Origin of the sequence: Streptomyces celluloflavus, assembly GCA_000720995.1 — a bacterium.
In the GTDB taxonomy this organism is placed as follows: domain Bacteria; phylum Actinomycetota; class Actinomycetes; order Streptomycetales; family Streptomycetaceae; genus Streptomyces; species Streptomyces celluloflavus.
Window position 1 is genome coordinate 195,822 of record JOEL01000015.1, and the last position, 10,800, is coordinate 206,621.

A 10,800-nucleotide genomic window follows, 5' to 3' on the forward strand; every position below is an offset into this window, starting at 1 on the left:
ACGCAAGGCGCCGGACTTCGTGATCGCGATTTGTGGCAAAGTCCAGTCCTTGCCGCAGTAATAGCGGTGTGCTAGGCCTGAGATTGTCGGGCACTACGTAGGGATACTGACGCAGTAGGAACACTGACGCACCACCCGGGAAGGCGCTGCCATGGGTGATGTCCGGGATTCTGCCGACGACCTTTCGGTCACCGCGATCCTCAACTGTCTGATCCGCGAGGTGGCGCGGCCCGAACAGTGCCGGAGCGAGCTCGACGGCCACCTCACCTACCGGCTTCCGGCGACCGGCCGCCTGTTGCGGGTACGGGGCGGGCGCAGCCCCGGCGAGCCCCGCCTGCGCGTCGCCGACGGCTGGCGTCCGCTGACGTTCGAGGCTCTCGTGGCGCTCGTCGCGGAGGAACTCCGCCTGCACACGGGCATCGCCAACACCGCGCTCCCCACCGAGATCACCGACAGCCGGGACGTCATCGCGGCCCTGCTGGACGCACGCGAGTCCGTGAGTCCGCCCGAGGACCTGTACCTCCGTTCCGAACAGGCGCTCCTCGCCGGACACCGGTATCACCCCGCCCCCAAGGCCCGCGGCGCGGGCGCCCCGGACAGCTGGCTGCCCTACGCGCCCGAGGCGTACGCCCGGTTCCCGCTGGCCGTGCTCGGCGTCCGTGCCGACCTGGTCGCCGAGGACGGCGACCCCTCGGCCCTGGACCTCCTCGGCACACCGCCGCCGGACGGCTACCGGCTGCTCCCCGCGCACCCCTGGCAACTCGACCTGCTCGGCGATCTGCCCGCGTTCCACGACGGGCGCCTGCTGCGGCTGGGGGAGACCGACGTCCCCGCCGTGCCGACCTCCTCACTGCGCACGGTGTACCTGCCGGACTCCGACCTGTTCTGCAAGTTCAGCCTGGACGTACGGATCACCAACGACATCCGCCGGCTGTGGCTGCGCGATCTGCGGTGGCTGCGGGTGATCGACGAGCTTCTGGGCACGGTCTTCGACGACCTTCCGCCGCGCTCGCCGACGGCGGCCGTCCTCGCCGACCGGGGCTACCGCACCGCCGATTCCGGCGGTCAGGACGCCTACGAGGCGCTGGCCGTGGTCGTGCGCGACGGCCTGTGGACCCACCTCGAACCAGGGGTGACACCGCTGGTCGCGGCGGGCGTCAGCGAAGGCTTCCCCGGCAACCCGCTCGACGGCACGACCCCGGAGCGGGCACTCACCTGGTGGCAGCGGTACCTCGACCACGTGGTTCCGCCGGTGCTCCACGCCTGCCTGCGGCACGGCGTGGTGCTGGAATGCCATCTCCAGAACGTCCTGGTCTGCGTGGACGAGGCCGGCCTCCCGGTGCAGGCGCTCTTCCGCGACCACGAAGGAGTCAAGCTCATCGCGGACGAACACCGCGATCTGCTGGGCCGCTTCGGGCCGCGGATCCCTGCCCCCGGAGTGACCGCGGCCCACGGCTGGGAACGGCTGACGTACTGCCTGGTGACCAACAACCTCTCCGAGATCGCCGGCGCGATCAGCGAACGCCATCCGGAACTCGACGGTGAGCTGTGGCGGCGGGCACGGTCGGTGTTCGCCGACTACGCGACGGGGAACGGCGATCCCCCCGAGATCCGGCGGCTGCTCGCCGCCCCGCACATCCCCGCCAAAGCCAATCTCCTGCTGCGCTGGCTCGACGCCGACGGTGCGAGCGCCCGTTACGTAGCTTTCCCCAATCCGCTGCGCGGCGCCGTACGGTGACGACGGTGACGGCGGCGGCAACACCACCGGTCCCCGGCGCGGGACGCTCCCGCCGCCGTAGGACGCGCCGTGCGCACGGGGACGAGGCCGCCCCGCGGAGTGGCTCCTCCCCGCCGGTCGACTCCCCGGCCGCCGTGGACGACGACGTTCCGCTGCTGGACCCCGAACGGGATCTGCTGGGCATGCCGGGCGCACCGGAGCACCCGCCGGCCGGGGTGGAACGGGTCCGGCGGGCCCACCAGGAGGTGCGGGCCCGGATCCGGGCGGACCGGCTGATGGACGCGTCGGCACCCCCCGACGGGACCGGCGGCGAGCTGTTCCGTGCCATGCCCGGGGTCGCCATGGTCCATCCGCCGGCCGAACCCGAACTGCGGCGGCGGGTCACGAACGCCGTACGGTGCCTGGAACGCCTGGTCCAGCGGTACCCGTACGACGCGGAGCTGCAGGACTTCCTGGACGTGCCGCAGGAGTTCCGGCGGTGGATTTTGCGGGAGCCGGAGCCGGAGCGGCTGCGCGTCGACTTCTGCCGCCTGGATCTGCTCGGCGGCACCCTGGGCACGGTGCGCGTACTGGAGTTCAACGCGAGCAGCCCCGGCGGGATGATCTCCGTGGGCACGGTGAACCGCTACTGGCGCCAGTCGTCGCTGGGCGGGCTGCTGACGGAGTGGGGCGTGCCCGACGCGCCGTTCGAGCGGCCCGAATGGTTCGCCGACTGGCTGATCGGCTACGGCCGCGACCATGGAGTGGCCGAGGAGGACCGCCGCAGCGTCGGGCTGTTCCACCACCGGTCGACCACCGGGTACGAGATGCAGCAGGCGAGTGAGCAGCTGCGCCGGCGGGGCTGTACGCCGGTGGGGCTGGAGCCGGCCGACCTCGGCTCCGACAGCGCGTTGCGCCTGGGGTACTTGAAGTACTTCCCGCTCAATGTGCGGAAGGTCGAAAGCTGGGAAACCTTCTGCGCGCGGCTGACGAAGAAGCGGCTCCTGGTGCCCAATGCCCTCGCGGAACGCTGGGTCGCGGAGAACAAGCTGTGCCTGGCGGCGCTCTCCGACCCCCGGTTCCGGCGCCTGTTCACACCGCGACAGCTCGCGGCACTCGACGCGTTCGTACCGTTCAGCCGCAAACTGGGCGACGGCGTCAGCACGGCGGAAGCCGTCGCGGAGCGCGCGCGGTTCGTACTGAAGGCGCCGTACGGATGCCGCGGCGAGTCCGTGACCGTCGGCGCGGAGACGTCCCCCGAGGCATGGCAGCAGCTGGTAGGGAGCGCGGACCGCCGGGGGTGGCTGGTCCAGGAGCGGATCGGCACACCGGTGGTCGAGGTGACCGGCGGACGGTACTTCCGGGACCTGGTGGTGCCGGTCCTGGACGGCCGGATCATCGGCTACGGAAGCCGGATGAGCCAGGGACACCTGCTCAACGTCGCACGCGGCGGTGGCTCGGCCACGGTCTTCGCCCCGCCCGGCGCCGACGGCTGAGACCCACGCCCCGCGGCACGCCGGTCGCGTGCACGTCCTGTCATCGTTTCCGGACTCTGCGTGATTGGGTGGCCGTGGCGATGTGACGGCGGCGCGCGGCAGGGGCTGGTGTGCATGGCGGGTGAGGGCGGATTCCCGTCCCGCGCGGTGCTGCGCCGCCCGGCCCTGCGGTGGGTGGACGTGCTGGTGGCGGCGGCGCTGCTGGGGCTGCTGTACGGACTGCTGCGGCTCGCACCGGCGCTGAACGCGCCGTTCCTGCCGGACACCGCGCCGTCGTTCGTCTCGACGGACCCCTCGAACCTGCCGTACTACGCGGTGCGGTCACTGACGCGGATGTTCGCCGCGCTGATCCCCTCGGTGCTCTTCACCTTCGTCTACGCCATCGCCGCGGCGCGGCTGCGGCGGGCGGAGAAGGTGCTGCTCCCGGTGCTGGACATCCTCCAGTCGGTGCCGGTGCTGGGGTTCCTGTCGGTCACGGTGACCGCGTTCATCAACCTCTTCCCCGGCTCCGCGCTGGGGCTGGAGTGCGCCTCGGTCTTCGCGATCTTCACGGCGATGGCCTGGAACATGACCTTCGCGTTCTACTACTCGCTCATCTCCCAGCCGCAGGAACTCGACGAGGCGGCCCGGGTGATGCGGCTGACCAAATGGCAGCGGTTCTGGCGCCTGGACGTACCGGGCGGGATGATCCCGCTCGTCTGGAACGGAATGATGAGCTTCGGCGGCGCCTGGTTCTTCCTGGCGGCCTCCGAGTCGATCAGCGTGCTCAACCGCACCTACGCGCTGCCCGGTATGGGCTCCTACGCCGCCGCGGCCATCGCCCGGGGCGACCTCGGCAAGGTCGGTATCGCCATCGGCGTGATGATGGTGCTGGTGATCGGGGTGAACGCGCTGTTCTGGCGGCCGATGGTGGCGTGGTCGGAACGGTTCCGGGTCGAGGAGTCCGAGGCCGCCGAACACCCGCGCAGCGTGGTGCTGGACACGCTGCGGCGCTCCAGTGTGCCGGAGCGGCTCGGCCGGCCGCTGCGCCCGGTGGGCCGGGCGCTGGACCGCTGGACCCGGCCGTTCGGACCGGCCGAGCATCCGCTGTTCCGCCCCCAGAAGCGCGAGCGGACGGGGGACGTCTTCTTCGCCGGTGCACTGGCCGCCCTGGTGATCTTCGGCGCGTGGAAGGCCCTGGCGTATGTGCAGGACACGGCGGGCCTGGCGGAGTTCGGGCACGCCTTCGCCGTGGGCGCCGCGACCTTCGGCCGGGTGGTCGTACTCCTCGTCGTGGCGACGCTGGTGTGGGTGCCGGTCGGCGTGTGGATCGGGATGAACCCCCGGGTCTCCCGGTTCGCCCAGCCGGTGGTGCAGGTGCTGGCCAGTTTCCCGGCCAACTTCCTGTTCCCCTTCGCCACCGCCTTCTTCGTCCTGGCCGGCATCCCGCTGAACGCCGGGGCGATCGTGCTGATGGCGCTGGGCGCGCAGTGGTACATCCTCTTCAACGTGATCGCCGGGGCCTCGTCCATCCCCTCCGACCTGCGCGAGGCGATGACCCTGTTCCGGGTGGGCGGGCGGCTGCGCTGGCGGAAGTTCATCCTGCCGGCGATCTTCCCGTACTACGTCACCGGCGGGATCACCGCCGCCGGCGGCGCGTGGAACGCCTCCATCGTCGGCGAGATCGTCGAATACGGGCACCACCACCTGACCGCCACCGGCCTGGGGGCCTACATCGCGCAGGCCACCGGCACCGGCGACTTCCCCAGGATCCTGATCGGGGTCACCGTGATGAGCGTGTACGTCGTGGCGGCCAACCGGCTGCTGTGGCGCCGCCTGTACCGGCTGGCCGAAACGCGTTACGCCCTGTGACGGCACCGGAGGCCATATGGACACGAGGAAGAGCAGTGCGCGGGACCGGCGGGAGGTGCGGCGGTGACGGCCGGTGCGCGGTCTCCGGGCCCGGTGATCATCGAGGCCGAGCACGTCACCAAGACGTTCATCACCCCCGACGGCCAGGCCCTGCCGGTCCTGGACGGGATCAGCTTCGCGCTGCGGGAGGGCGAGATCGTCGCGCTGCTGGGCAAGTCCGGGGCGGGCAAGTCCACCCTGCTGCGGTGCATCGCCGGGCTGATCGCCCCGTCCGCCGGTACGGTCACCTACCGCGACACCCCGCTGACCGGCGCCAATCCCGGGGTCGCGATGGTCTTCCAGTCCTTCGCCCTGCTGCCGTGGCTGACCGTGCAGCAGAACGTCGAGCTGTCCTTGCAGGCCCGCAACGTGCCCGAGGCCGAACGGCGGGAGCGGGCGCTGAAGGCGATCGACCTGATCGGCCTGGACGGCTTCGAGGGCGCCTATCCGAAGGAACTGTCCGGCGGGATGCGCCAGCGGGTCGGCTTCGCCCGCGGTCTGGTCGTCGAGCCGGACGCGCTGCTGATGGACGAGCCCTTCTCCGCCCTGGACGTGCTCACCGCCGAGAACCTCCGCAGCGAGCTGGTGGGCCTGTGGGAGGGGCATGACGCACCGGTGAAGTCGATCCTGATCGTCACCCACAACATCGAGGAGGCGGTGCTGCTGGCCGACCGGGTACTGGTGCTCTCCTCCAACCCGGGGAGCCTCCAGGCCGAACTCGCCGTCGAGCTGCCCCGCCCCCGCGACCGCACCGACCCCGCCTTCGAGGCCCTGGTCGACACCGTCTACGGGATCCTCACCGGCCGCGAGGCCGCCGTCCAGGCCGCCGCCGCGCCGACGGTCCCCGCCCTGGCCACCCCCGGTGACCTCCCGCTGCCGGAGGCGTCGGTGGGCGGTCTGGCCGGTCTGCTGGAGATCCTGCTCGCGCGCGGCGGCGAGGACGGCCTCGCGGAGATCGCCGACGACCTCAACTTCGAGATCGACGATCTGCTGCCCCTGGTCGACGCCACCGTCCTGCTGGGCCTGGCCACCGTCGCCGACGCCCGGATCGCCATCACCGAGGAGGGCCGGGAGTTCACCGCCGCGGACATCCTCACCAGCAAGGAGCACTTCGCCCGCCTGGCCGCCACCCGCGCCCCCCTGGTGCGCGCCATCGTCCAGGGCCTGGTCGCCACCGAGGACGGCACGCTGCGGGAGGGCCTCTTCCTGGACCTGCTGCGGCGCGGCTTCTCGGCCGAACAGGCCCGCAACCAGCTGGAGACCGCGATCGGCTGGGGCCGCTACGGCGAGCTGTTCGACTACAACCGCGACGACGGCCGGCTCCTCCTCGAACCCGGCGCCCGCACCCTCCTCCAGTCGTCCGCCGAGCCGTCCGGCTCCGGCCCGGAATTCCCCGGGGGCTCCGGCTCGGGTGGCGGGTGCTGACCGGCGGCTACCGGCGCTCGCGGGCCGCGTCGACCAGCGGGTGGACCACCTCGGCGGGAAGGCCCAGCCGATGCCCGATCCAGGCGGCGTCGTGGCCTTGGGTGGCGAGGATCCACGCCAGGTACAACCGGTCCCGGTCCGGCGCACCGGGGGCCCGCGACGGGCCCGCGAGCTGCCCGGGGAAGCCCGCCAGGGACTGCGCGGTGAACCACCGCCCGTCGACCGCCGCCGGCGCCGTCGGACGGGCCCGCCGGGCGGCGGCCCGGTGGTAGTGGTGCCAGAGCGCGGCGACCACCAGGAAGACCGAGACACCGACGGCGGCCAGCGCGCCGCCCGCCACCGGCCGGTCCCGGAGCGGGGCGGTGGCGAGCAGGACCGTCCCGAGGAGCGCCAGCGTGAGCAGCCCCAGCACCGCCGCGCCCTCTCCGGTGTGCGGGTGGGGCAGGGCCCGTATCGGGTGGGCGGATGCCCGTATCGGGTGGGGCAAGGTCCACATATCGCGCCTCCCGTCCCGTATCCCTCCCCGGTACCCATTCTGGCGCGCCGCACGGGCGGCACCACGCGGCTCGGCCCGCCTCGCGGACGGCCCGGGTCCCGCCGTGCGTACGGGGCGGTGGCCCGCCTCGTGTCCCGGGACCGCGGGCCTTCGGAGGGATGCCTGGCCGGATCCCGACGCGTACGCCGGGCCGGGGCGGGCCAGGAATTCCGTACAGTCGGTCGACAGATGACAAGGCCCCGACCGGGCCGGGAAGCAGAGGCACGAGGCCATGAGCGGGGACGGGGACAGCGTCGGCGGCGGCGCGGCCGACGGAACGGCGGCGGACGCGGGCACGGGCCCGGGTACGGGCACGGTGCGCGGGTACACGGCGGGTGCGGCGAGCCCGGGACCGGAACCGGCCGCACCACAACCGGCCGGGGCGGCACCGGATCACGGCCCGGCCGGGGCGGCGGCCGTCTCCACCGGTACCGCCGCCCGCCTCCAGAAGCTCTTCGAAGGGCACCGGCTGACGCCCACCCAGCGCCGGATCGCGCACTGCATGGTGCGCCGGGCCGCCGACGCGCCGTTCCTCTCCAGCGTCGAACTGGCCGAACTCGCCGGTGTCAGCCAGCCGTCCGTCACCCGCTTCGCGGTCGCGCTCGGCTTCGACGGCTACCCGGCGCTCCGCCGCCATCTGCGCGAGGTCGCGCCCGCCGGGAAGCCGGACGCCACCGGCGCGTACAACGAGTACCAGCAGGCCGTCCAGACGGAGATCGACAACCTCCGCCACCTCGCCGCGGCGCTCGCCGACCCGTCGCCGGTCGTCCGGGCCGGCCGCCTCTTCGCCGCCTCCCGGCCGCTCCCGGTCCTCGGCCTGCGCGCGGCCACCGCCCAGGCCGCCGGCTTCGTCTACTTCGCCCGCAAGGTCCACCCCGATGTCCGCCTCCTGGACGAGGGCGGCACCCTGCTTACCGACCGCATCGACGCCGCCGTGCGGGCCGGTGCGAGCACCCTCCTGTGCTTCGCCCTGCCCCGCCACCCGCGCGAGGTCATCGACGCCCTGGAGTACGCCCGCGCGGCCGGTCTCACCGTCGTCACCGTCGCCGACAGCGTGTTCGCCCCGGTCGCCCACCACACCGACCTCCTGCTGCCCGCCCCCGTCGGCACCGGCCTGGCCTTCGACACGGTGTGCGCCCCGATGCTCCTGGGCCGCGTCCTCCTGGAGGCGATGTGCGACGCCCTCCCGGACGCCCAGGCCCGCCTGGAGGAGTTCGACGCCAAGGCGGCGGAGCGGGGGCTGTTCGTGGAGTGAGGAGGCGGCCGGGGCGCGCCGCCGACGCGGCCCGCCCGGCCGCCGGGGTGCTGTCGCTGCCGGCGATCCCGTCAGCACGTCAACACCGGCGATACCGCCGACGCCGTCTCAGGAAATCCTCATGCCGGTTGGCTACGCTCCGCCGCCGGTACAGGTAGGACGGACAGCCGCGACGTCCGTGGGACGTGGGCTGTCCCGGCGTGCGGAGGTCTGCCGTGAGAGGTCTGTCGTGAAGAAGTCTGCCGTGGGGCGCGGGGCGTACGCGCTGGTCCGGGTGGCGGTGCTCGTGCGGGCGCCGGCCGGGTGGCTGTGGTGGCCGGGGCTGCTGGCCGCGGGGATCGGCGCACTGGTGCCGGGGCTGACCGGGCGAAGGATCGGGGTGCTGGCGGGCGCCGCGCTGTTCCTGATCGCCGCGTTCACCGTGTTCGCGGTGCGGCGCGGCCGGTACACGGCGCTGGCGGGCGGGGCGTCGCGCGCCGGGAAGGCCGTCATCCTCCAGGACCGGTCGGTCACCATCCGGGTCTGGCGGCGGGCGCACCGCTGGTGGCTGCTGCTCGCGTTCGCGGCGGCGGTCGGTTCCTCGTTCGCGCTGCCCGCGGCGGGCGGGCTGCTGATGGCCGGTGCCGCGCTGGGACTGTGGGCCAAGGCGCTGTGGCTGGGCCGCTGGGAGCAGGAGCACGACGCGCTGCTGTGGGTGCGTACGGAGCCGGTCCGGCGGGGTGGCGCCGCGGGCAAGGACGTCCGCGGCTACCACACGACGGGTACGGCGGCCGGGGACGCGGCACCGGGCGGGGCGCGGCGGCGACGTGCCCCGGCCGTGCCGGCGGCGCGGGGCACCGGCCGGGAGCCGGGCCCGGCCACAGCCGCTTCCGGAGCCGGGGCGAAGCGGCGCTGACCCCCTGCGGGTCCGGCCGGATCCCCCGTCTCCCCTCCCGTCCGGGCCTGCCGCCCGCTACCCCTCCCCGAGCCCGTGCAGCGCGTCGGCGTGGGCGGCGCCGCTCTCCGCGGTGAGCTCTTCGAGGGTCTGCGGGGTGCGGATGGTGGCGAAGCGGACGGTGCCGTCGGGGGCCGTCGCATAGCCGTAAACCCCGGGGCGGGGGAGGGAGTTGTAGGCGAAGTGGGTGGAGAAGTAGTAGGCGCCGGTGTCCAGGAGGGCGACGTGGTCGCCGGACGCCAGGAGGGGCAGCGGGCGGTTCTCGGCGACGAGGTCACCGGCGAAGCAGCACGGCCCCGCGATGTCCTGGGCGACCGGCGGGCCCGTCCTGGGCCGGCCCTCGGCGTCGTAGGCCGCGACCCGGATCGGCCAGGCGTCCGGCACGAAGACCGTACGGGTGGCGACCTGGGCACCCGCGTGGGTGACCGCGATCGGCCGGCCGCCGGCCGACTTCGCGTACTCCACGCGGGCCAGCACCGTGCCGTGCTTGGCCAGTAGCGAGCGGCCGAACTCGGTGACCAGGCCGTAGCGCCCGGAGAACAGACCGGGGACGGCCGAGTGGAGCAGCCCGGCGTACTCGCGGTAGGTCGGGGTGACGGTGTCCGAATCGAAGTTGACCGGCAGCCCGCCGCCGAGGTCGAGGGTGTCGATCTGCGCCCGGCCCGCCCGCTCGTTGATCTCCTCGGCGAGGTCGTACAACGCCCGTACGCCCTCCGCCATCAGGGCGAGCGGCATGCCCTGGGAGCCGACATGGGCGTGCAGCCGGGTGAGCCACGGGCGGTCCAGGCAGGCCCGGACGACCCAGTCGCGGGCGCCCTCGTCGCGCAGCGCGACACCGAACTTGGAGGTGTCGGTGGCGGTGCTCATCGCCCCGATGCGGCCGCCGCCGATCTGCGGATTGACCCGCAGGCCGAGGGGCGCGGTGGTCGGCGCGGAGGCCACCAGCCCGTCGATACGGGCCAGTTCCTCGGGGTTGTCGGCGTTGACCGCGATGCCCAGGGCCAGCGCCTCGCGCAGTTCGGCCGGGGTCTTGGCGGGGGAGTCCAGGACCGTACGCGCCGCGGGCACCCCGGCCGCGCGGGCCAGTGCGAGTTCGCCGGGGCTGGCCACCTCGCAGCCGAGCCCCTCCTGGGCGAGCAGCCGCAGGACGGGCACGAGCGAGGCGGCCTTCACCGCGAAGGCGTGCAGGACGGGCGTGCCGGGGGCGGTGAACTCGTCGAAGGCGGCGCGGAGTTCGGCCGCCGACCGCCGGATACCGGCGATGTCGAGGAGCCCGGCGACGGGCTCGTCGGGGCCGGTCAGCCGTTGCGCGACGGCTGCCCGCACGGCACGGTCCCGGTCCGTGCGGGTGGCCGGGTCGGTCGGGGAACCGGTCGAGGGTCCGGTTGCGGGGCCCGCCTCGGGGCCGTTCTTGGGGCCAGTCATGGCACCACTTCACCACTTGGGGGCGGGGAACGGGGCCATGGGGTACGGGGGTGAGGGGTTGGCGGCGTTTGTCCTCGGCTCCGTACCGCCTGCCCCAGCGCGGGCAAGCCCCGTGTCACCAAC

Annotated in this window: 8 protein-coding genes; 6 read left to right on the forward strand and 2 right to left on the reverse strand. The window is 73.6% G+C overall.

The genetic code is table 11. The features are described from left to right. Positions 1-151: 151 nt before the first annotated feature. From IH09_RS16870 to IH09_RS16885, 4 genes are all read left to right on the forward strand, one after another. Positions 152-1,738 (forward strand): IucA/IucC family protein, encoded by a 1,587-nt coding sequence (locus IH09_RS16870; RefSeq protein ID WP_052857080.1) that lies wholly within the window; start codon positions 152-154, stop codon positions 1,736-1,738. Positions 1,739-1,872: 134 nt separating this feature from the next. Next, the gene (locus tag IH09_RS16875) at positions 1,873-3,213 is read left to right on the forward strand and encodes a hypothetical protein (protein WP_052857081.1); all 1,341 of its coding nucleotides are present in this window, start codon (positions 1,873-1,875) and stop codon (positions 3,211-3,213) included. 114 nt (positions 3,214-3,327) lie between these two features. Beyond that, positions 3,328-5,064, forward strand: coding sequence for an ABC transporter permease (locus IH09_RS16880; protein ID WP_052857082.1), 1,737 nt, complete (start codon positions 3,328-3,330; stop codon positions 5,062-5,064). A gap of 63 nt (positions 5,065-5,127) precedes the next feature. After that, positions 5,128-6,528: an AAA-associated domain-containing protein gene (locus IH09_RS16885; protein ID WP_052857083.1), complete on the forward strand. Its 1,401-nt coding sequence runs from the start codon at positions 5,128-5,130 to the stop codon at positions 6,526-6,528. Positions 6,529-6,535: 7 nt separating this feature from the next. Here IH09_RS16885 and IH09_RS16890 read toward each other — a convergent pair whose 3' ends face one another. Further along, a complete protein-coding gene (locus IH09_RS16890) occupies positions 6,536-7,024 on the reverse strand; it encodes a hypothetical protein (protein ID WP_052857084.1) in 489 nt (162 codons plus the stop codon). Between the two features lie 271 nt (positions 7,025-7,295). Between IH09_RS16890 and IH09_RS16895 the strand changes: the two genes are divergently transcribed. Further along, complete coding sequence (locus IH09_RS16895; protein ID WP_052857085.1) at positions 7,296-8,318, forward strand: MurR/RpiR family transcriptional regulator; 1,023 nt, start codon at positions 7,296-7,298, stop codon at positions 8,316-8,318. Between the two features lie 244 nt (positions 8,319-8,562). Then, positions 8,563-9,213 (forward strand): hypothetical protein, encoded by a 651-nt coding sequence (locus IH09_RS16900; protein ID WP_052857086.1) that lies wholly within the window; start codon positions 8,563-8,565, stop codon positions 9,211-9,213. Between the two features lie 57 nt (positions 9,214-9,270). Here IH09_RS16900 and IH09_RS16905 read toward each other — a convergent pair whose 3' ends face one another. Continuing rightward, the gene (locus IH09_RS16905) at positions 9,271-10,677 is read right to left on the reverse strand and encodes a type III PLP-dependent enzyme domain-containing protein (protein WP_240150817.1); all 1,407 of its coding nucleotides are present in this window, start codon (positions 10,675-10,677) and stop codon (positions 9,271-9,273) included. Between the last annotated feature and the right edge of the window lie 123 nt (positions 10,678-10,800).